This window comes from Peribacillus sp. NPDC101481 (genome assembly GCF_044767165.1).
Taxonomy (GTDB): Bacteria; Bacillota; Bacilli; order Bacillales; family DSM-1321; genus Peribacillus.
Genome location: NZ_JBIWNJ010000004.1, coordinates 327,340 through 348,291 on the forward strand (window position 1 = coordinate 327,340; position 20,952 = coordinate 348,291).

Annotated in this window: 19 protein-coding genes, 2 rRNA genes and 1 riboswitch; of the genes, 1 reads left to right on the forward strand and 20 read right to left on the reverse strand. The window is 42.6% G+C overall.

The window, feature by feature from the left end; translation table 11 throughout:
- Positions 1 to 2: 2 nt before the first annotated feature.
- The 5 genes from pcrA to ACIROD_RS23230 form a co-directional block, all read right to left on the reverse strand.
- Positions 3 to 2,249 carry a DNA helicase PcrA gene (gene pcrA / locus ACIROD_RS23210; RefSeq protein WP_402944728.1) on the reverse strand — a complete coding sequence of 749 codons (2,247 nt, stop codon included), beginning with the start codon at positions 2,247 to 2,249 and terminating at the stop codon, positions 3 to 5.
- 61 nt (positions 2,250 to 2,310) lie between these two features.
- Complete coding sequence (pcrB, locus tag ACIROD_RS23215) at positions 2,311 to 2,994, reverse strand: heptaprenylglyceryl phosphate synthase (protein WP_063235730.1); 684 nt, start codon at positions 2,992 to 2,994, stop codon at positions 2,311 to 2,313.
- Between the two features lie 220 nt (positions 2,995 to 3,214).
- A complete protein-coding gene (locus tag ACIROD_RS23220) occupies positions 3,215 to 3,529 on the reverse strand; it encodes a YerC/YecD family TrpR-related protein (protein WP_034306094.1) in 315 nt (104 codons plus the stop codon).
- A gap of 26 nt (positions 3,530 to 3,555) precedes the next feature.
- Positions 3,556 to 4,593 (reverse strand): DUF3048 domain-containing protein, encoded by a 1,038-nt coding sequence (locus ACIROD_RS23225; RefSeq protein ID WP_101225017.1) that lies wholly within the window; start codon positions 4,591 to 4,593, stop codon positions 3,556 to 3,558.
- Positions 4,594 to 4,636: 43 nt separating this feature from the next.
- Positions 4,637 to 6,382 (reverse strand): adenine deaminase C-terminal domain-containing protein, encoded by a 1,746-nt coding sequence (locus ACIROD_RS23230; RefSeq protein WP_402944733.1) that lies wholly within the window; start codon positions 6,380 to 6,382, stop codon positions 4,637 to 4,639.
- Between the two features lie 147 nt (positions 6,383 to 6,529).
- On the opposite strand from ACIROD_RS23230, the gene ACIROD_RS23235 reads away from it, so the two are divergent.
- The gene (locus ACIROD_RS23235; protein WP_402944736.1) at positions 6,530 to 6,796 is read left to right on the forward strand and encodes a YgaP-like transmembrane domain; all 267 of its coding nucleotides are present in this window, start codon (positions 6,530 to 6,532) and stop codon (positions 6,794 to 6,796) included.
- Positions 6,797 to 6,845: 49 nt separating this feature from the next.
- Here ACIROD_RS23235 and purD read toward each other — a convergent pair whose 3' ends face one another.
- The 15 genes from purD to ACIROD_RS23310 form a co-directional block, all read right to left on the reverse strand.
- On the reverse strand, positions 6,846 to 8,120 hold the full coding sequence (purD, locus tag ACIROD_RS23240) for a phosphoribosylamine--glycine ligase (protein ID WP_101225049.1): 1,275 nt from the start codon (positions 8,118 to 8,120) through the stop codon (positions 6,846 to 6,848).
- 19 nt (positions 8,121 to 8,139) lie between these two features.
- The gene (gene purH, locus ACIROD_RS23245; protein ID WP_230177955.1) at positions 8,140 to 9,675 is read right to left on the reverse strand and encodes a bifunctional phosphoribosylaminoimidazolecarboxamide formyltransferase/IMP cyclohydrolase; all 1,536 of its coding nucleotides are present in this window, start codon (positions 9,673 to 9,675) and stop codon (positions 8,140 to 8,142) included.
- Positions 9,676 to 9,693: 18 nt separating this feature from the next.
- Positions 9,694 to 10,269 carry a phosphoribosylglycinamide formyltransferase gene (gene purN, locus ACIROD_RS23250; RefSeq protein WP_101225021.1) on the reverse strand — a complete coding sequence of 192 codons (576 nt, stop codon included), beginning with the start codon at positions 10,267 to 10,269 and terminating at the stop codon, positions 9,694 to 9,696.
- Positions 10,269 to 11,294 (reverse strand): phosphoribosylformylglycinamidine cyclo-ligase, encoded by a 1,026-nt coding sequence (gene purM / locus ACIROD_RS23255; protein WP_034306111.1) that lies wholly within the window; start codon positions 11,292 to 11,294, stop codon positions 10,269 to 10,271. Before purM ends, purN begins: the two co-directional genes overlap by 1 nt.
- Positions 11,295 to 11,336: 42 nt before the next feature.
- Positions 11,337 to 12,752 (reverse strand): amidophosphoribosyltransferase, encoded by a 1,416-nt coding sequence (gene purF / locus ACIROD_RS23260; protein ID WP_134784427.1) that lies wholly within the window; start codon positions 12,750 to 12,752, stop codon positions 11,337 to 11,339.
- Positions 12,737 to 14,956: a phosphoribosylformylglycinamidine synthase subunit PurL gene (purL, locus tag ACIROD_RS23265; RefSeq protein ID WP_402944744.1), complete on the reverse strand. Its 2,220-nt coding sequence runs from the start codon at positions 14,954 to 14,956 to the stop codon at positions 12,737 to 12,739. Before purL ends, purF begins: the two co-directional genes overlap by 16 nt.
- Positions 14,940 to 15,626 (reverse strand): phosphoribosylformylglycinamidine synthase subunit PurQ, encoded by a 687-nt coding sequence (purQ, locus tag ACIROD_RS23270; RefSeq protein ID WP_402944747.1) that lies wholly within the window; start codon positions 15,624 to 15,626, stop codon positions 14,940 to 14,942. The genes purL and purQ overlap by 17 nt, the downstream gene beginning before the upstream one ends.
- The gene (gene purS, locus ACIROD_RS23275; RefSeq protein ID WP_034306118.1) at positions 15,623 to 15,877 is read right to left on the reverse strand and encodes a phosphoribosylformylglycinamidine synthase subunit PurS; all 255 of its coding nucleotides are present in this window, start codon (positions 15,875 to 15,877) and stop codon (positions 15,623 to 15,625) included. The genes purQ and purS overlap by 4 nt, the downstream gene beginning before the upstream one ends.
- Positions 15,870 to 16,589, reverse strand: coding sequence for a phosphoribosylaminoimidazolesuccinocarboxamide synthase (gene purC, locus ACIROD_RS23280; protein WP_402944750.1), 720 nt, complete (start codon positions 16,587 to 16,589; stop codon positions 15,870 to 15,872). Before purC ends, purS begins: the two co-directional genes overlap by 8 nt.
- Before the next feature lie 103 nt (positions 16,590 to 16,692).
- Positions 16,693 to 17,985 (reverse strand): adenylosuccinate lyase, encoded by a 1,293-nt coding sequence (purB, locus tag ACIROD_RS23285; RefSeq protein WP_402944753.1) that lies wholly within the window; start codon positions 17,983 to 17,985, stop codon positions 16,693 to 16,695.
- A complete protein-coding gene (gene purK, locus ACIROD_RS23290) occupies positions 17,982 to 19,142 on the reverse strand; it encodes a 5-(carboxyamino)imidazole ribonucleotide synthase (RefSeq protein ID WP_402944756.1) in 1,161 nt (386 codons plus the stop codon). The genes purB and purK overlap by 4 nt, the downstream gene beginning before the upstream one ends.
- The gene (gene purE / locus ACIROD_RS23295; protein ID WP_076372819.1) at positions 19,126 to 19,614 is read right to left on the reverse strand and encodes a 5-(carboxyamino)imidazole ribonucleotide mutase; all 489 of its coding nucleotides are present in this window, start codon (positions 19,612 to 19,614) and stop codon (positions 19,126 to 19,128) included. Before purE ends, purK begins: the two co-directional genes overlap by 17 nt.
- 179 nt (positions 19,615 to 19,793) lie before the next feature.
- Positions 19,794 to 19,895, reverse strand: a riboswitch (purine riboswitch).
- Between the two features lie 74 nt (positions 19,896 to 19,969).
- Positions 19,970 to 20,170, reverse strand: a complete 201-nt coding sequence (locus ACIROD_RS23300) for an NETI motif-containing protein (protein WP_402944759.1) — start codon at positions 20,168 to 20,170, stop codon at positions 19,970 to 19,972.
- A gap of 513 nt (positions 20,171 to 20,683) precedes the next feature.
- Positions 20,684 to 20,799 (reverse strand): 5S ribosomal RNA (gene rrf, locus ACIROD_RS23305).
- Positions 20,800 to 20,863: 64 nt separating this feature from the next.
- Positions 20,864 to 20,952: ribosomal RNA gene (locus tag ACIROD_RS23310) — 23S ribosomal RNA — on the reverse strand; the annotation flags it as partial.

Sequence of the window (20,952 nt, forward strand, 5' to 3'; positions counted from 1 at the left end):
TCTTAAGCCTTTTCAACTGGTGCAAATTTCGCCAATAGCCGCTTGATTCCGATTGGACTTGGAAAGGCTATATCCAATTCCTTCCCTTCGCCTTCTCCTTTTACTCTCACCACGGTTCCTATTCCCCATTTTTTATGGGAGGCACGGTCACCGACAGCCCAGCCGATCTCTTCGCCGCCCGTTGCGGATGGCGCAGAAACAGCTCTTCCGAAGGCAGGCACTTTTCTTGTTGAAGCAGTTGAAGGAGATCCGGTTCTCGAAGAACTGAAAGGTGTTTGCCTAGCTCTAGGAGCCGGTTTCGGTTTTAGATCTTCAAGAAGTTCCTCTGGTATTTCACTAATGAAACGGGAAACGGGATTCATGCTCGTCCGTCCATACAATGTCCGCATTTGGGCATTGCTTATGAATAGTTCATTTTCAGCCCTTGTAATTCCCACATAAGCCAGACGGCGTTCTTCTTCCATCTCCTCTTCATCCATAAGCGATCGGCTGTGAGGGAATACCCCTTCTTCAAGGCCCAATAGAAAGACCACCGGATATTCAAGTCCCTTCGCTGAATGCAGCGTCATCAACGTTACCGTATTTGTAGCTTCTTCAGTATTCTCGTCAAGTTGGTCTATATCTGCAACCAACGCAAGGTCAGTCAAAAAGCCCACCAATGATTTGTCTTCGCTGTTATCTTCGAATGCTTTCGTAACAGATAAAAACTCATCTATATTTTCAAGGCGGCTTTGTGATTCAATCGTTTTTTCTGCCTGCAGCATCTCACGGTAACCGGTTTTCTTAATGACTTCCTCCACAAGTTCCGTTACGGATAAGTATTCCTGCTGATTTGTATAATTAGTGATCAGCGTATGGAATTCCCTTGCCGCTTTGGTAGCCTTCCCGCTTATCCCTACCATTTCCACAGATTCCAGTGCTTTATAAATGGAAACATCATATTGATCTGCATAATCTGCCACTTTATCCATTGAAGTTGCACCAATTCCGCGTTTTGGTACATTGATTACACGGCGAAGACTGATGTCATCATCAGGATTCGCAATAAGGCGAAGATAGGCAAGTAAATCCTTAATCTCTTTACGGTCATAGAACTTGGTGCCCCCGACTATTGCATAATTTATATTGGATTTAAGCAGAACTTCCTCCATGACACGTGATTGTGCATTTGTTCTGTAAAGTATTGCTATATCTGAATATTTCCGGCTGCCATCCTGGACTAACTCATTTATCTTTCCGGCTACGAATTGCGCTTCCCCTTGTTCATTGTCTGCACGGTAATAGAATATCTTATTGCCATCTGCATTCTCTGTCCAAAGATTTTTCGGCTTCCGGTTTTGATTGTTATCGATGACCTTATTCGCCGCTGCAAGAATCTTTTTCGTTGAGCGGTAATTCTGTTCAAGGAAAATCATGTTGGCATTCGGATAATCCTTTTCAAATGAAAGGATATTCGCGATATCCGCACCGCGCCAGCGATAGATCGATTGATCGGAATCCCCGACAACACAGAGATTACGGAAGCGTGAAGCCAGCAGTTTAACAAGCATGTATTGAGCCCTGTTCGTATCTTGATACTCATCAACATGAATGTATTGAAATTTACGCTGATAATATTCAAGCACCTCAGGTACGAGCTGGAACAATTGAATCGTCATCATGATCAAATCATCGAAATCGAGCGCTGAATTTTTACGCAGCCGTTTTTGGTATTCCGTATATACATCGGCAGTTACTTTAGTGAAGTAATCAGACGCCGTCTTCAGGTACTCTTCCGGCCCGACCAATTCATTTTTCGCTGAACTGATGCTACCCAAAATGGCACGATAATCATATTTCTTTGTATCCATATTACGGTCTTTCATGATTTGTTTTATGACCGATTGCTGATCCGTTGTATCCAATATCGAGAAGTTCCTATTAAATCCGATACGGTCGATATCTCTTCGTAAAATACGGACACACATCGAGTGGAAAGTCGAAATCCAGATATCTTCGGACGCACCGCCAAGTATGGCTCGGATCCTCTCCTTCATCTCACGTGCCGCTTTGTTGGTGAACGTGATTGCAAGGATGTTCCAAGGCGCTATTTCCTTCTCGACCATCAAGTAAGCTATTCGGTGAGTCAGCACACGCGTCTTTCCACTTCCTGCCCCAGCCATGATTAAAAGTGGGCCATCAGTTGCTTTCACTGCTTTTTGTTGCTGTTCATTCAAACCTATTAGTAATTTTTCCGCTAAATATTGCATTATCACACCACCTATACGAACATTCGTTTCTGTTTTAGTATACTATATTTATTACATGTTTTCATTTAACTGCCGAAACTGTTGCAAGTGCCACTTTCAAATCTTCATAAATCACATTGCCGACAACGATGACATCCGCAATCTTGGACATCTCTTTGGCCTGTTCAACTGATTTTATCCCACCGCCATAGAATAGTACGGTATCCTCCAAACTCTCTTTGGCAGCTTCCACCATCTGGACATCGCCATAATCACCGCTGTATTCCAAATAAAAAATCGGCAGGTTGAACATCTTTTCTGCCATCATCGCGTATGCACCCACATCATCCATATCCAAATCGGTATTGGCTTTCGTCAACTGGGCCGCCTTGCACTCAGGATTCAGGATACAGTACCCTTCAACGAAAATTTCATCCCAATTCAAAAGGTATCCATATTCCTTGACTGCTTGCTGATGCAGTTTCATCATCCAATCCGGGTTGGTGCTATTCAGGACACTCGGAATGAAATATAAATCAAACCCCGGGGTCACGGTTTCAACAGAAGAAATTTCCATCACACATGGGACGGTATATCGTCTGACACGTGCCATTAAATGAAGCACATTCTCTAGCGTGATTCCATCCGTTCCCCCGACCATGATTGCATCAGTACCGGATTCACAGACTTTCTCTAGGGCCTCATCACTTATTTCTTTATTTGGATCGAGTTTGAAAACATGTTTCCACTCGCGAAAATCGTACATTATAATCCTCCATTCACACTTCCCATTACACCATTATAGCATTAAGATTTTTCATTAAAAAAGAGAAGTATCGATAAAATGTTATTACCAAATGGAACCTCTGAATCTAAAATCCAATATAACACGGATATGGTTGAAAGACAGCCGGCAAAGAGAGCCCTGAACTCAAAATAAAAAGCCGGGAAATGAATTCCCCGGCTTTTTATTTTGATCGAAAGAATTAGGATTCAGTTGTTTCCTCAACGTTATCCTTAATACGGTTAAGTGCCATGGAATAAGCATCATTTCCGTAATTCAAGCAGCGTTTGACCCTGGAAATCGTAGCCGTGCTTGCACCCGTTTCCGTTTCGATTTTATGATAGGTTTTACCTTCTTCAAGCATGCGGGCTACTTCAAGACGCTGTGCCAGTGATGAAATTTCATTAACTGTGCATAAATCATCAAAAAATCGATAGCATTCGTCCAAATCACGCAAGGAAAGGATCGACTTAAACAGCTGATCCGTTTCTTTTCCTCTTAACTTATCAATTTGCATGTTACTCCCCCTCAATTTCATGGGTATCAAAATGAGACGTCTCCAACTAAACCAGGTTCATCCGGAATAATATTGATCCAGGTTTTCCCTGGAATCAACCCTACTTCTTTATCGTTTTTCACTGGTATAATCCGACCATCCTTATTAACCCATTCTACTTCATTCGCTTTTCCTTTTTGAAGTAAATAACCATTTCCGCCACTTTTCAAGTCGATTTTACGACGCCCTTTATCGTCGATCACTTGATGAGCAGCCTCAATGATCAATATATTATCCAGTAAAATAGGTTTATTCGATTTATGCTCGACTGTTTGCTCTCCGTTCGAATAACGTTTATATTTCTCTTCCGTGGCTTCGTATTCATACTGTACATCATACTCGTCTGATCCGTAGGAAACCTCGGTTTTCAATGCCGGTTCCCCTTGAAGTCCAGCTGCCTCTTCCTTTGTAAGGAAAGCATAATGCTCCGGTGCACCATTCAACTCATATCCCTTTTCCTTCGCGCCTTTTTGGATATCCTCAAAGGAAGTGTAGGAATTATGCGGTGCTTTTCGATCTGCCGAACGTTGAAACAAAGTACCATCATAATATAATCCGTTCAAGTTATCAATATACCCTTTGTCCAGCATGGTTTTTGCCTCGGGGCTGTTTCCATGACAGACATAGATGCAATCAAGGCCTTTTGCCAATTCGATATAATAGTCCCTTGCACTCCGGATCGGACCGATTTGGCTTGGCATTTCACTTTGGAAGATGGCTAAAAATCTGGTTATATCACCTTCTGCGAGCATTTCAAAGACGATATCCGCTTCTGAGAGGCCCGATTGTGGGCGTGCTTCCGGATGGTTATTAATCATCACTGCTGCAGCCCTGCGCTCACTGTCTTCATCGGTGGCTATACCTGTTAGTGGAAACTCATTGGAAGGTTCATTTTTCACATCTGTATTTTTGATGACAGCTTGGTCTTTCGGCTTATTGTCATCCGATGCAGAATCTTCTTTCGTAGAACATCCTGCCAGCAGTAAAATAGCAATAACGATGAAAAGAACTCTCTTTAGGTTCATCTTTCCACTCCTCTGATTTATTAGCCATTTCTTCTCTTATATTTTAACGCATTATAGTAGGAAAGAGTATAGTTTTATTCATTACATCATATACTCCTCGCTGGGTTAGCCTTATATATGGGAGATGGGTTGTCGAAAAGAACGAAAGGGTGTAAACAGGATCGGCGAAGCGATAACCTCTCTCACGCAGTAAATGTTTCAATTCATTTTCTTCTTCTATCAGTTCTGGAACCTCCTTGGTGGACATGACCCCCTTTAATTTCAGAGGAAGTTCATGAATCACCTTGCCTTGTTCCGTTAAAATGATTCCACCGCCGATTTCCTTCAGCCGGTTAAATGCCAAATGCATATCCTTTTTCCTTTTACCGATCAGTATGATGTCACCTGTATTTGTGTAAGAGCCGGCGAAGCCGCATAATTTGTCCGCAAACCCTTTTAATATCGTATTGATGCGCCATTTCCCTTCCCGATCGATAAGCATGAAAAAGCATTCATCATCCTCAAAGTTCAGTTCTTCATGGCCAACATCATTGGCAAGCGAGTACGGTTTTGTAATTACATTATTGACCAATTCAATTCCAAACGGCATGGAAAATTCAAAATCTTCCTTTAAACTAAGATCCCAATCAAGATCGAGCGGTTTAAAATCGAAATCACTCCATTCGATTTCCTGTTTATCCGGAATGATTTCACCATCCCTTTTAACCCATTTCCCTTTTGCCATTACCGAAACCGGTGCGGGTTCCTTTACATCGGTCAGGAAGTTGATGTTCGCTACCCTTCCAGTGGCAATATTGCCATGAAGGTATTCGATATTATAATAACGTGCGATGTTGATAGTTGCCATATTGTATGCATCGATGACCGGAACGCCATGCTCTATCGCTATTTTGATCAAGCAGTCTATGAAACCACCTTCATAAAAGGACGGCGGCGATCCATCTGTCGTATAAAAGAATTTGTCATAATGATCGATGCCCAGTTCATGGATTTCCCGTATCAGCTTTGGTAAATCCGGACGGATCGAAGAATGTCTTAACGATACATAATAGCCCTGCAGCAAGCGCGACATTACCTCATCACCTGTCATTGCCTCATGATCACAATCGGCTCCGAACAAGGTCATTTTTGCTAAAGTCTTCTCTGAAGCACCTGGAAAGTGTCCTTCTATTTTCTTCCTCATTCGCTTGGCTTCCTGAATCCAGTGCAGCATCATGTCATCCCCATCGAGAAGCTTCGGCCATCCAGTCAGTTCCCCGCCCTGTAATACGGCATCATGCTCCAGCCATGATTTAACGGCCCCATGGGAAAAGACCATATCTTCATCGATCAATTCCGTTTGTCCGTCAAAACGGCTCCACCAATACATTGTTACAGGAATGTTACGTAATTCTTTCAAAAGAGAAAACGCTTTCTTTTTATCTAACTGCAATAGAAACGGCAAGTTATCATTGATCAATGTCGTTGTGCCAAAATGAGATGCATAACGTGAAAAAGAAAGGGGATTATATAATTGAGAAGGGTGTGAATGCGGCTCAATATAACCCGGGACCAAGTACTGGTTTGTACAGTCTACCATTTCACAGCGGTCTATATTATCAGGAAGCTTATCGCCAACATATATGATGCGATCATCATATATCCATATATTCGCCTTCACCCATTTTCGTAAAGCCTGATTTAAATAAGTCGTATTTTTAAGCAGAATGTGTGGTGCCCTATTGCCATCCAGCACATCTATTTGTTCTCTTAGATGTTTATTTTTCCATCTATAGCGCTGTTCAAGCATAAAACATTCCCCCATAAGTTATTAGAAACAGATGTATGAAAAAAACCATTTTCAATCCAATTTTATTTCATAGTAACATACTTGCCCCATTAGAACAGTAATGTTATCCAGAATATTGTTAAATTTTTGTGAAGGGATGGACTTTAAATGAAGTTTAAACAAAATATCAGTATAATAAATGCATTAATTCGAATTACCTGTGGTTTTACATTTTTAACATGGGCCATGGCTAAAATGGTGAAAAAACCATGGAAAAACCAATCTTACATAATCGTGGTGATGCTTTCTGCCATGAAAATAGGCGAAGGCATACTCCGCTATTGTCCTGTCGTAGATGCGATGGAAAACGGACAGAACTTGATGAAAAGTGAGCCAAAATATGAAAGTGAATCCAATCAATCTGATTCATATTAAGTTTTTTCTAAAGAAGAAGCTGACTCCGCTTAGAGTCAGCTTCTTTATATTATGATGAAAAATTGTATTTTATTGCTCGGTAGCCAATATCCGTTCGCCAAAATAAACCGTCTTTCTCAATATGCCCTAACTCTTTATATACTTCAGCTTGCGCAGAGGCCAAATCTTTCCCTTTTGCAGCAACCAGAAGTACACGTCCGCCATTCGAGATGAAGTTCCCTTCATTATTGAGAGCCGTTCCAGCATGATAAACATGGGCTTTCGGATCAATCTTTTCCAAGCCTTTAATGATAGATCCCTTTTTATATTCCCCTGGATATCCATCAGCTGCGACGACCACTCCAAGCACGGCTTCTTCATGCCATTCAAGTTGTAAATCCTCTCCAGAAAGAACCGCTTCAAGCGTATCCACGAAGTCTGTTTTTAGGCGCGGTAAAACGACTTGCGTTTCCGGATCGCCAAAACGGGCATTGAACTCAATGACTTTTGTGCCTTTTTGAGTAGCGATCAACCCGGCATATAATATTCCTGTAAAACTCCGATTCTCAGAAATCATCGCATTTACCGTGGGCTTAAGAATCGTTTCGACTGCAGTCTGGATCATTTCATCGGAAATTTGCGGCACCGGTGAGTATGCACCCATTCCACCTGTGTTCGGACCCTGATCTCCATCGAAAACCCGCTTATGATCCTGAGCAATGACCATCGGATACACTTTTTCCCCATTTACGAATGCCATCAATGAAAATTCTTCGCCATCAAGGAATTCCTCAATAACGACTTTGGCAGATGCTTCCCCGAACTTTGCCCCGACTAGCATATCATGGATGGCGTCTAACGCCTCTTCCATCGTCATAGCAACTACGACACCTTTTCCAGCAGCCAAACCATCCGCTTTTATGACGATGGGTGCACCCATTTTTTCGATATACGCCTTTGCTGAATCATAATCAGAGAATGTTTCATATTCCGCTGTCGGAATGCTATAGTTCTTCATTAAATCTTTAGCAAAGGATTTACTTCCCTCGATGACAGCAGCACGGCCATTAGGGCCAAATACCTGTAATCCTGCCTCCGCAAAATCATCGGCAAGTCCATTCAACAATGGTGTTTCGGGCCCGATCACCGTTAATGCAACTGCATTATTTTTGGCAAAGGCAACCAATTCCCCGTGATTGTTTTCATCAATTGGAACAAGAGTCGCTACATCGGTCATCCCTGGATTTCCCGGTGCTGCAAAAACAGTCCCAACCCGTTTACTTTCAAATAGTTTGCGGGCTATGGCATGCTCCCTGCCGCCCCGGCCAATTACTAGTACATTCATTATCGCACCTCGTTTTTGATTAATGTTTAAAGTGACGAATTCCTGTAAACACCATTGTAATCCCATATTCATCAGCTTTCTTGATCGAATCCTCATCTTTAACAGATCCACCAGGCTGAATGATTGCCGTGACGCCCGCTTTTGCTGCCGCTTCTACAGTATCATCCATTGGGAAGAATGCATCTGATGCCAATGCACTTCCTGTCGCTCTTTCCCCAGCTTGTTCCAGAGCAATTTTTGCAGCTCCCACACGGTTCATTTGACCTGCGCCAACACCTAATGTCATTTGATCGTTACAAACCACTATTGCATTCGACTTGACATGTTTCACGATTTTCCAGCCAAGTTCCATGGCTTTCCACTCTTCAGGTGTAGGCTCACGTTTCGTTGCCACTTTTACCTCTGCATCCTTTAAGCTATGTGCGTCCCGATCTTGAATAAGTAATCCGCCTTCAATGGATGTCAATTTACGTTCAGGCTTTTTAACCGCGTCAAAATCGATCGTTAATAAACGTAGGTTTTTCTTGCTTGTCAATACTTCCACTGCCTCTTGTGTAAACCCAGGGGCAATGATGATTTCAAGGAAAATTTCATGAAGCTTTTCCGCAGTCGCTTTATCGACTTCACGGTTCAAAGCGATGATCCCACCGAAAATGGAGGTGGCATCTGCCTCATAAGCTTTTTCATATGCTTCCAAAATGGTCGCACCGACACCGACGCCGCAAGGATTCATATGTTTGACTGCAACTGCAGCAGGCTCATTGAATTCTTTAACGATTTGAAGTGCTGCATCAGCATCATTGATGTTGTTGTATGATAGTTCTTTTCCATGTAATTGCTTCGCTTCTGCAATTGAGAAAACGGAACCAAGCGGTTTTTTATAGAATGCGGCTTTTTGATGTGGATTTTCCCCATAACGAAGCGACTGTTTCAATTCATAGGTAACAGTCAATGATTCAGGATTTTCTTCATCGGCAAGCTCTGTCATATACTCTGAAATAACTGCATCATATGCTGCCGTATGACGGAAGACTTTTGCAGCCAGGCGGCGATTCGTGGTTTTTGCTACCCCGCCGTTTTGTTTCAGCTCAGCCAATACGGTAGGATAATCATTGGAATCAACGATAACAGTCACATATTCGTGGTTTTTAGCAGAAGAACGAAGCATTGTCGGTCCACCGATATCGATGTTTTCAATAGCATCTTCCACAGTGACTTCCGGTTTGGAAATAGTCGCTTGGAATGGATATAGGTTTACGCAGACAAGTTGAATGGGTTCAATGTTATGCTCAGCAAGCTGTGCTGCGTGACCTTTGTCATCATGTTTTGCCAACACTGCTCCATGGACATTCGGGTGAAGCGTTTTAACACGTCCATCCAAAATTTCCGGGAAACCGGTGACGTCACTGATTCCAATAACCTCAATACCATTTTCCTGAAGCGTTTTTTTGGTACCGCCTGTAGAAATGATTTCAAAACCTGCTTCAATTAAACCTTGAGCAAATTCTACGATACCTGTTTTATCCGATACACTAATTAATGCGCGTTTCTTCATGTTATGTTGGTCCCTCCATTAAGTAAGTTTCTTGTGGCATAGCTCCTGCAAAACTGATGGATACAAATCATGCTCCATTTCCTGAATCCTTTTCTGAAGGATGTCTTTCGTATCCCCTTCAAGAATTGGCACTGTTTTTTGGGCAATGACCGGTCCTGTATCCATTCCATCATCAACATAATGAACGGTTACCCCCGTTTCCTTCACTCCGGCATCAAAAGCCTGGCCAATTGCATCCTTGCCTGGAAAACTTGGCAGAAGTGAAGGGTGGATGTTCACAATCCTCTGTGAATACTTTTGTAATAATGTCGGACCGATCAAACGCATATAACCAGCAAGAATGATGAACTCTATCTCATACTGGCGAAGTTTTTCCAGGATTTCCGATTCATATTCAGTCTTGTTGGAGTAATTCTTTGCTGAAAAGGAGAAAGAGTCAATATTCTCAAGCTTTGCTCTCTCAAGCACATATGCGTCTTCACGATCGCAAACGACAAGACAGATTTCCGCCTCCAACTTTCCACTTTTTATTGCTTCAGCAATTGATTGAAAATTACTACCGTTACCTGATGCAAAGACAGCAAGGCGTTTCATTATTTGAACGACACTCCATTTCCATCCACGATCGTTCCAATAATTGAGGCTTCTTCACCGCAAGACTTTAGGTGGGCTAGCACATCCGATGCCACTTCTTTTTTGACGACAGCCGTCATCCCAATACCCATATTGAAGATATTGAACATTTCCTCTTTTACAAGGTTTCCTTTTTCTTCAAGGAATGAAAATATAGTTGGAATTTCCCAGCTTCCAAGCTCGATTTCAACACCGCATCCTTCAGGAAGGATACGCGGAATATTCTCGATGAATCCTCCACCGGTGATATGGGCAAGACCATTAACCTCAAATTTTTCCAACGTCGATAAAACGGACTTCACATAGATTTTCGTCGGTTTTAATAATTCCTCTCCCAACTTGCAATCCAGTTCCGGTACGAAGTCATGAAGCCCCATACCTGAGTCTTCAAGAAGGATCTTACGAACAAGGGAATACCCATTACTGTGTATGCCGCTTGAAGCGAGTCCAATAACGACATCACCAGCCGAGATCGCTTCACCAGTAATCAGACGTGATTTTTCAACGGCACCTACAGTAAAACCTGCCACATCGTATTCTTCCGTCTCATACATGCCCGGCATTTCAGCCGTTTCTCCGCCGATTAAAGCACAGCCCGCCTGCTCACAGCCATCTGCAATTCCTTTGACGATCATTTCAATTCGTTCAGGATCTGCTTTACCGCAGGCAATATAATCTAAAAAGTATAAAGGTGCAGCACCTTGAACGACAACATCATTGACGCACATAGCTACACAATCCACTCCAATTGTATCGTGTTTATCCATCATGAACGCCAACAAAAGTTTTGTACCCACTCCATCCGTACCAGAAATGAGCACAGGTTCTTTAAGGTTCAAGGAAGATAAGTCAAACATGCCGCCGAAACCGCCCAGACCATTCATTACTTCTGGACGAAATGTGCGCTTTACATGTTTCTTCATTCGATTTACCGCTTCATAACCAGCCTCAATATCCACACCAGCCTGTTTATATGCATTAGCCATTTGAAATCCTCCTCCGAAAATCAATCATCATTGCCGACTTGATTAACATTTTGTTTTTTCTCGTTCGTATTCAAAAATTTCAGTCGGATAATTTCCGGTGAAACAAGCTAGGCATGAACCGCGCGTTTCTCCAGGAAACGGTCGTCCAATCGCTTCGACCATACCTTCGACACTTAAAAAAGTTAAGGAATCAGCTTCAATGATTTCCCTTATTTCCTCCACCGATTTTGAGCTTGCAATCAGTTCTTCCTTTTTAGACGTGTCTATGCCATAAAAACATGGATTCTTGATCGGTGGTGAGCTGATTACTACATGCACTTCTTTCGCTCCGGCATCTTTTAACATGCGGACAATCCTTCTGCTCGTTGTCCCACGGACGATTGAATCATCAACCATTATGACCCGCTTGCCTTCCACTACCCCTCTTACAGGTGATAGTTTCATCTTTACGCCTTGTTCACGCAGACTTTGTGATGGCTGAATGAAAGTCCGTCCAACATAACGATTCTTTATTAAACCCATTTCATAAGGAATGCCTGCAGCTTCAGCATAGCCAATCGCTGCCGAGATGCTGGAATCAGGTACACCTGTAACTACGTCTGCTTCAATTTTGGTTTCGAGTGCCATTTGCTTACCAAGGTTTTTACGTGCCGTATGAACATTGATACCATCAATGTTGCTATCCGGACGGGAAAAATACACGTACTCCATCGTGCACATTGCCTGTTGGCTGGAAAGCGAAAAGTATTCGGATGTGATTCCCTCATCATTAATGACAACCAGTTCTCCCGGCTCAATATCGCGGATGAATTCTGCACCTACAATATCAAGTGCACATGTTTCAGATGCAGCGAAATATGCATCGCCTATTTTCCCCAAGGAAAGTGGACGGAAGCCATGCGGATCTCTTGCCATGATCATTTGGTTTTCGGTCATGATGACAAAGGCATAGGCTCCCTTCAGCATGCTTAAACTGTTCTTCACAGAATCTCTTACATCCGAGTAGCCGGAGCGTTTAATCAGATGTGCCAGAACTTCCGTATCAGAGGTCGTTTGAAAAATGCTTCCTTGTCCTTCAAGCTGTGCTTTTAATTGATGGGCATTGACGATATTCCCATTATGAGCAAGGGCCAGCCCCCCTGTATGAGAATTGAACAGGAAAGGCTGAACATTTTGATACCCGCCGCCGCCTGCCGTTGTATAACGGACATGGCCTATTGCCGCTTTACCGCTACCGGAAAGTGCCTGCATTTTTTCCGCAGTGAATATCTCTGTGACAAGTCCTTCGCCCTTAGAGATGGACATCTGCTCACCATCCGTCACGACGATGCCCGCTCCCTCTTGACCACGATGCTGCAAGCTATGCAAACCGTAGTAAGCAAGCTGCGCTGCATCGGGATGTCCCCAGACTCCAACAACACCACACTCTTCGTTTAGGCTTCTTATTTCAGCAAGCATGGTATGGCTCCCTTCCAAGCTGTTTGTAAATCTTCAACGTCCGCTTCCAACACTTTGCTATCACTTGTTGCTACGACTAATTTATTATCAGCCGTTACTGAGCCTATGCAAATCGCATCTTCAACAAGAGCTTCAAATGACGCTTGATTATCAGGATTGATGGTCAGTAAGAATCGTGATTGCGTTTCACTGAATAATTCAGATACAGGTTCCCCGGATATATTCACTTCTGCCCCTAGTTTGCTAGCCCCGAATAAAGATTCAGCTAAAGCCACTGCCAAACCGCCTTCCGAAAGGTCATGGGCTGATGCAACAAGTCCTTTTTGAATTGCCGTCAGAATTTGCTGCTGACGTTTTTGTTCAAGGTCCAAATCAAGTTCTGGAGCGCGTCCAAAGATTTTACCCTCGAGCATTTTCTGTAATTCACTGCCTCCGAATTCAACTTTCGCTTCACCGACCACGTAAATCAAATCGGATTCATTTTTAAATGTTTGTGTTGTGATGTGCTTAAGGTCATTGACTAGACCAACCATTCCAACTACAGGCGTCGGATAAATCGCTTCACCATTCGTTTCATTATAAAGGGAAACATTTCCGCCGATTACAGGAGTACTTAAGCTTCTGCAAGCTTCACTCATACCGTCTGCCGCTTTTTCCAGTTGCCAGAATATTTCTGGTTTTTCTGGATTCCCAAAGTTCAAGCAATCCGTAATCGCTAAAGGTTCCGCACCCGAGCAAATGATGTTACGGGCTGCTTCAGCCACAGCGATTTTGCCGCCTGTTTCAGGATCTAAATAAATAAAGCGGGAGTTACAATCCGTCGTCATGGCAAGGGCTTTATTCGTACCACGTACACGCACTACCGCTGCATCCGATCCAGGTGAGACGACTGTATTCGTGCGGACCATGTAATCATACTGGTCGTAGACCCATTCCTTACTCGAAATTGTCGGTTGCTTCAATAGTGATACCAATGTTTCTTTATAATCTTCAATGACTGGCACTTCTGCCGTCATGCTTTGGAAGTCACGGAAATATTGCGGCTCTGCAGATGGCTTGTGATAAATAGGAGCTTCTTCAGCCAATGCATCAACCGGAACCTCAGCAACGATTTCACCTTGATGGGAAAGGGTTAGGTTTTTATCATCCGTCACTACTCCAACAGCAACCGCTTCTAGGTCATATTTCGTAAACAAGTCGACGATTTCCTGTTCGCGTCCTTTAGTGACAACGATCAGCATCCGCTCTTGTGATTCAGATAGCATCATTTCATATGCTGTCATTCCCGTTTCACGCTGCGGTACCAAATCCAGGTTCATTTTTATTCCTGAGCCAGCTTTGCTCGCCATCTCGGCAGATGAGCTTGTAAGACCTGCTGCTCCCATATCCTGAATGCCAACAAGGGCATCATTTTGAATCAATTCAAGGCATGCTTCCAAAAGCAGCTTCTCCATGAATGGATCGCCTACTTGTACGGCAGGCCGTTTCTCTTCCGAAGACTCTGATAGCTCTTCAGATGCAAATGTTGCTCCATGAATACCATCACGTCCAGTTTTGGCACCCACATACATCACTGTGTTGCCCACTCCATGCGCTTGGCCTTTTTTAATGTCCTTATGATCGATCAAACCGACACACATTGCATTGACAAGAGGATTTCCTTCATACGATGGATCAAATTGAATTTCTCCGCCGACAGTTGGAATTCCGATACAATTCCCGTATCCTGCAATCCCTGCAACCACTTCTTTAAATAAATATTTCACACGATCATTGTCTAGCTCACCGAAGCGAAGCGAGTTCAACATCGCAATCGGACGGGCTCCCATGGAGAAAACATCACGGATAATTCCGCCGACACCGGTAGCAGCACCTTGATAAGGCTCTATTGCCGAAGGGTGGTTATGACTTTCAATTTTAAAAACGACAGCCTGATCGTCACCGATATCAACGATACCTGCTCCTTCACCAGGACCTTGTAGCACTTTCTCCCCTGTAATCGGGAATTTCCTTAAGATGGGTTTTGAATTTTTGTAGGAACAATGCTCTGACCACATAACCGAAAACAATCCAGTTTCCGTATAATTCGGCAGTCTGCCTAAGATTTTCTCCACCATTGCAAATTCATCATCGGATAGTCCCATTGTTGCGTACAATCGATCCGATTTAATTTTTTCCGGACTTGGTTCAAGCTGTAATAACATGTGATTCCCTCCAGTTTTTTACGATGGATTGAAAAATCTTTAAGCCGTCTTTACTGCCAAGCAGCGAATCAACAGCACGTTCGGGATGAGGCATCATTCCGAGGACATTTCCTTGTTCATTTGTAATTCCCGCTATTTGCTCCAAGCTTCCGTTTGGATTTTCACCATCATACGTGAACAAGATGCGGTTATTTTGTTTTAATTCAGCCAATGTCTCATCATCGCAGTAGTAATTCCCTTCACCATGTGCAACAGGGATCGTAATCGTTTCATTTAAATCATATCCTGTCGTGAACATCGATTGGTTATTTTCAACCTTCAGTCCTACATTGCGGCAAATGAATTTCAAGCCTTCATTACGGCGCATCGCACCAGGTAAAAGTCCTGCTTCAAGTAAAATCTGAAAACCATTGCAGACACCCAATACAGGCTTTCCTGCTTGTGCCGCTTTTACGACTTCTGCCATTACATTCGAAAATCTTGCAATTGCTCCAGAGCGTAAATAATCTCCATAAGAGAAACCTCCAGGAAGAAGAATCCCATCATACTGATCTAGATTGTCTGTAGAGTGCCAAACATACTCCACTTCTTCCCCCAGTGCATCCTTTATCGCATGGTACATATCGACATCACAATTGGAACCAGGGAAAACTATGACAGCAAATTTCATTGGGTGATAACCTCCTCAACATCATAGCGGTAAGCTTCAATTACCGTATTGGCCAATAGTTTTTCACACATTTCCTTTACAAGTTGATCTAAATCACGATCCGTATCCTTAATTGTAAGTTCAATGTATTTCCCCACTCGAACATCACTGACTTCGTTATAAGTCAAACTATGAAGTGATTGTTGCACTGCTGCTCCCTGTGGATCTAGTACACTTTCGCGTAGTGTGATATATACTTTAACCTTATACATGTTGAGTGCCCTCCAACTTTGCTAGTATTTTTTCGTAAGCATCTGTTAAACTTCCTAAATCACGGCGGAATACATCTTTGTCTAACTTTTCGTTCGTTTTAATATCCCATAATCGGCAGGTATCAGGTGAAATTTCATCTGCCAGCAGAATGTCTCCATTCGGGGTTTTACCAAACTCTAATTTAAAATCAATCAATTTAATGTCTAACTCTTTAAAGAAGGAAGTTAAGACGATACTGATTTCTTCTGCCTTTTCTTTTAAAATCGCTACATCTTCCTTGCTTGCAAGTTCCAATTCTTCAATATGGTCTTCCGTTAACAGAGGATCGCCGAGTTCGTCATCTTTATAGTAAAACTCAATCAGCGTTTTCTTGAGCGGCTGGCCTTCTTCAATGCCAGTTCTTTTAGAAAAACTGCCGGCAGCCGTATTTCTGACAACGACTTCAAGTGGAATGATGGATACCCTCTTGACTATCTGCTCCCGGTCGGAAAGCATTTCAATAAAATGGGATGGGATATTCTCTTGGGCAAGCTTTGAAAATAGTAAGCTAGTAATTTGATTATTCAACTTACCTTTTCCGGCAATCTCTGACTTCTTCTCACCATTAAACGCTGTTGCCGAATCCTTGTATTCCACCCAAACTATTTCACTGTTGTCCGTTGCAAAAATCTGTTTCGCTTTTCCTTCATACAACAATTCTCGTTTTTCCATCTGTCCAGACCCCCACATTGTGAATATTATGAATCTTCCTGCCATTGATCAGGCTTGGCAAACATATCACCGTTTAGAGGTGCCATGTTTGCCGCCTTCACTTTTATAAACCTAAACGATCAAAGATTACATCAACATTTTTCAGGTGATGTGTAGGATCGAAACAATCATCAAGTTCTTCTTTCGTAAGCAAGCTTGTGATTTTATCATCCTTTTCGATCAGGCTTCTGAATGGAACCTGAAGCTCCCATGCTTCCATCGCTTTCGGCTGAACCGTATCATAAGCTTCTTCACGGACAAGTCCTTTATCGATAAGGGAAAGCAGTACACGTTGTGAGAAAATCAATCCAAGCGTACGGTCCATATTACGTTTCATATTTTCTGGATAAACGGTCAAGTTCTTCACTATGTTGCTGAAACGGTTCAGCATGTAGTTTAATGCGATCGTTGCATCCGGCAAGATGATGCGCTCAGCAGAAGAATGCGAAATGTCACGTTCATGCCATAATGGCACATTCTCATATGCTGTCATCATGTAACCGCGGATTACACGAGCCATACCCGTCATATTTTCAGAACCGATTGGATTCCGTTTATGAGGCATTGCCGAAGATCCTTTTTGTCCTTTTGCAAAGAATTCTTCCACTTCGCGTGTTTCACTTTTTTGCAAGGCGCGAATTTCAACTGCGAATTTTTCAATTGATGTCGCAATTAAAGCCAATGTGCTCATATAATGTGCGTGACGATCGCGTTGCAATGTTTGTGTTGAAATTGGTGCTGCTTCAAGGCCAAGCTTTTCACAAACGAATTTTTCAACGAACGGGTCGATGTTTGCGTAAGTTCCGACAGCTCCAGAGATTTTCCCAACCTCAATGTTCTTTCTAGCTTCTTCAAAACGTTCTACATTTCGCTTCATTTCTTGATACCAAAGAGCCAGTTTCAACCCAAAAGTGGTCGGTTCAGCATGAACTCCATGTGTACGTCCCATTTGAACCGTGTATTTATGTTCTTTCGCTTTATTTTTCAGGATCTCCACGAAGTTATTTAAATCCTTGGCAAGTATCTCATTCGCTTGCTTTATCACATATGAAAGAGCTGTATCCACCACATCAGTGGAAGTCAGTCCGTAATGGACCCATTTCCGTTCTTCTCCCAATGTTTCAGAAACCGCACGTGTAAAAGCAACAACATCGTGGCGTGTATCTTTTTCGATTTCATTGATACGGTCTACATCGAATGTAGCATTTTCACGAAGAAGCTTCACATCTTCTTTTGGAATGACACCTAGCTCAGACCATGCTTCACAAGCTAAGATTTCAACTTCCAACCACGCATTAAAGCGGTTCTTTTCTGTCCAAATGTTTCCCATCTCTGGGCGGGTATAACGTTCAATCATTTTACTTCCTCCGTTTCAACCTGTTGATTCCATATTTTGCTTCGATCACTTTCCAAAAGAGCTTCCTTGATCGTTGGACGTAAAATATTCACATGACCCATTTTCCGCTTAAGCTTGGCTTCTTTCTTACCGTAAAGGTGAACCTTCCAATCTGAAAGCGTCGGAATTTCATCCATTAAGGGCTCGATATGCTCACCAAGGATGTTTATCATTACCACAGGCTTCAATAACTCCGTATTGCCGAGCGGCCAATTGCAGACAGCCCTTATATGCTGTTCGAACTGTGAAGTCTCACATGCTTCCATTGTATAATGGCCTGAGTTATGAGGTCTTGGCGCTAATTCATTAATGATGATATCATCCTGATCGGTTAAAAACATCTCGACCGCCAATGTCCCCACCAAATCAAGTTTCTCTGCAAGCTGCAAAGCTTCATTAATAGCTTTCCGTTCAGCTTGTTGACTAATACGGGCGGGAACAATGCTTTTATGAAGAATGTTTTCAACATGAATGTTTTCCGCAATCGGAAAATGACTTGTCTCGCCATCTGCCTTACGCGTCACGATAATGGATATTTCTTTTACGAAAGGAATCCAGGCTTCCAGCACACATATACCTGTTTTGAGCAGGGATTCAGCCTTTTTGATGTCGGCTTCTTCCTTAATGACCAACTGCCCTTTTCCATCATAACCGCCCCGCGTCGTTTTTAACACACTAGGGTACCCTAATTTCTCTATATGAAGGTGAATTTCTGAAATATCCTGTATTTCCTGATATGGAGCAACGGAAGCTCCTGCATCAGATATGGCTTTTTTTTCAGTCAGTCTATCCTGTGTCAGCTTTAATAATTCTGAGCCCTGTGGAAGAAATGCATGTTGCTTTAACCAATCCAGTGCTTCTGAACTGATATTTTCAAACTCGTATGTTATGACGTCACTGACCTCAGCCAACCTTTTCAATGCTTCGATATCATCATAAGCACCAGTGATTTCAATATCCGCCACTTGAGCACATGGACCTTCTGCTGTCGGCTCAAGGACCGCTATCTTAAAGCCAGATGCCTTAGCCGATAAGGCCATCATCCTGCCCAATTGTCCACCGCCGATTATTCCAATGGTCTGTCCCGGTAAAATGATTGTATTATTTAAGTTGTTCACTGCTCTGTAACACCTTTTCTCTGGTTTCGTTTCGTAAAGCCTCTAACCTATCAGCAATGTCAGAATCAAAAGCTGCTAATATTTGAGCCGCAAACAAACCGGCATTGACTGCGCCCGCTTTTCCGATCGCAACCGTTGCAACCGGTACGCCACCAGGCATTTGAACAATCGATAATAACGAATCCATCCCATTTAATGCCTTCGACTGTATTGGAACACCTATCACAGGGACAATCGTTTTAGCGGCTGTCATACCTGGAAGATGTGCAGCCCCGCCTGCTCCGGCAATAATCACTTTAATATCTCTATCTTTTGCACTCTCTGCATATTCAAATAGTAAATCCGGCGTCCGGTGGGCGGAAACGACTCTTTTTTCATAGGGAATCTCAAGCTGTTCCAATGATTCACAAGCGTATTTCATCGTTTCCCAATCCGAGACACTTCCCATAATAACCCCTACTTGCGGTTTCATATCATCTTTCCCTCCAACACTCATATTATGGCGTCCCGGGTATGCAGACGGACGCTTATCATTTTTATCTATAACATGTAAATTAAAAAACCGGACAGGTTGCTTCCTCATCGAGAAAGCAACCTGTCCGGAAAAGAAAGTCCTTTTGAAAAAACAAAAAGACTTGGCTAGTTTCCGAAATAGTCAGATGCTTTTCTCATAGTCCGATGATTTACGGTCATCAGGTAGAAACTTTTGGGCCATATCCCCATGATTATATGAGATGTATTAATGTAACTTCATCTTACCTTCCGGCCATTTTAATGTCAAGTTAAAATCGAATATTTTTACATGATATTAATTAATCGTTCGTGTTTTACTCAATTAATTTTGCTTCGAATACAATTTTTCGATCAACTGGCACATAATGGACCTTGCCATTCTCAATTCTCTCGGCAAAGATAGGCTCTTCCGTTCTCCTTACAGGAAAGTACCCCGCCGCTTTAATTCGATCTAAACATGCATCAATTGTCTCGCCCTCGAAAACTTCAAACTTTTCCTTACTCTTTTTACCCACAATACCGATTCCTTCCATAATCCTATTTTTTCAGTCTTCTTCTTTAGCATCCAACTTGCTTTATTAACATTATTAAATTCTTCCCAGTATAATGAAAAGAACAAGTAAAGACAAGTTACATTTCAAAAAAGAGGATTACTTTATAATGGAAATTCCATAATACCTAAGATTAGGATATCCCTGTCTTCCGTAAAAGCACCTGCACCCATAAATTATACATCTCCTTCAATATCCTACCCTTCTTCCCCTCTCAATTACCATAGCCTTATTCATGAAATTAACCTCTGCTCCATATTCGTATCTTGCTCTCGCGAATTATTTCAATTCAAGTAAGACCTAACTTATAAGTCAGCTTTTGTAATTTGAGAGGATTTAACGCAGGTCGATTTATTTCATTCTAGGTCGCAAGGTTAGGATTCAGGTCGATTAGATGTAATTTACGTCACTCCTCCCTGAAAGCCGAAAATATTGCAATACAAAAAAAGACCAGCCTGATGGCTGATCTTTTGAATGGCTTGGCGGCGTCCTACTCTCACAGGGGGAAACCCCCAACTACCATCGGCGCTGAAGAGCTTAACTGCCGTGTTCGGAATGGGAACGGGTGTGACCTCTTCGCTATCGCCACCAAACATATAAGGAACGTTGTTCCTTCAAAACTAGATAATAAGAAGGTATTTCATTTTTTAAAAAGCGTTGGTTAAGTCCTCGATCTATTAGTATCAGTCAGCTCCACATGTCGCCACGCTTCCACCTCTGACCTATCAACCTGATCATCTTTCAGG

Excerpts from the sequence above, each read along its gene's own strand:
- pcrA (WP_402944728.1), bottom strand. The coding sequence starts at position 2,249 with ATGCAATATTTAGCGGAAAAATTACTAATAGGTTTGAATGAACAGCAA.
- pcrB (WP_063235730.1), bottom strand. The coding sequence starts at position 2,994 with ATGTACGATTTTCGCGAGTGGAAACATGTTTTCAAACTCGATCCAAAT.
- ACIROD_RS23220 (WP_034306094.1), bottom strand. The coding sequence starts at position 3,529 with ATGCAAATTGATAAGTTAAGAGGAAAAGAAACGGATCAGCTGTTTAAG.
- ACIROD_RS23225 (WP_101225017.1), bottom strand. The coding sequence starts at position 4,593 with ATGAACCTAAAGAGAGTTCTTTTCATCGTTATTGCTATTTTACTGCTG.
- ACIROD_RS23230 (WP_402944733.1), bottom strand. The coding sequence starts at position 6,382 with ATGCTTGAACAGCGCTATAGATGGAAAAATAAACATCTAAGAGAACAA.
- ACIROD_RS23235 (WP_402944736.1), top strand. The coding sequence starts at position 6,530 with ATGAAGTTTAAACAAAATATCAGTATAATAAATGCATTAATTCGAATT.
- purD (WP_101225049.1), bottom strand. The coding sequence starts at position 8,120 with ATGAATGTACTAGTAATTGGCCGGGGCGGCAGGGAGCATGCCATAGCC.
- purH (WP_230177955.1), bottom strand. The coding sequence starts at position 9,675 with ATGAAGAAACGCGCATTAATTAGTGTATCGGATAAAACAGGTATCGTA.
- purN (WP_101225021.1), bottom strand. The coding sequence starts at position 10,269 with ATGAAACGCCTTGCTGTCTTTGCATCAGGTAACGGTAGTAATTTTCAA.
- purM (WP_034306111.1), bottom strand. The coding sequence starts at position 11,294 with ATGGCTAATGCATATAAACAGGCTGGTGTGGATATTGAGGCTGGTTAT.
- purF (WP_134784427.1), bottom strand. The coding sequence starts at position 12,752 with ATGCTTGCTGAAATAAGAAGCCTAAACGAAGAGTGTGGTGTTGTTGGA.
- purL (WP_402944744.1), bottom strand. The coding sequence starts at position 14,956 with ATGTTATTACAGCTTGAACCAAGTCCGGAAAAAATTAAATCGGATCGA.
- purQ (WP_402944747.1), bottom strand. The coding sequence starts at position 15,626 with ATGAAATTTGCTGTCATAGTTTTCCCTGGTTCCAATTGTGATGTCGAT.
- purS (WP_034306118.1), bottom strand. The coding sequence starts at position 15,877 with ATGTATAAGGTTAAAGTATATATCACACTACGCGAAAGTGTACTAGAT.
- purC (WP_402944750.1), bottom strand. The coding sequence starts at position 16,589 with ATGGAAAAACGAGAATTGTTGTATGAAGGAAAAGCGAAACAGATTTTT.
- purB (WP_402944753.1), bottom strand. The coding sequence starts at position 17,985 with ATGATTGAACGTTATACCCGCCCAGAGATGGGAAACATTTGGACAGAA.
- purE (WP_076372819.1), bottom strand. The coding sequence starts at position 19,614 with ATGAAACCGCAAGTAGGGGTTATTATGGGAAGTGTCTCGGATTGGGAA.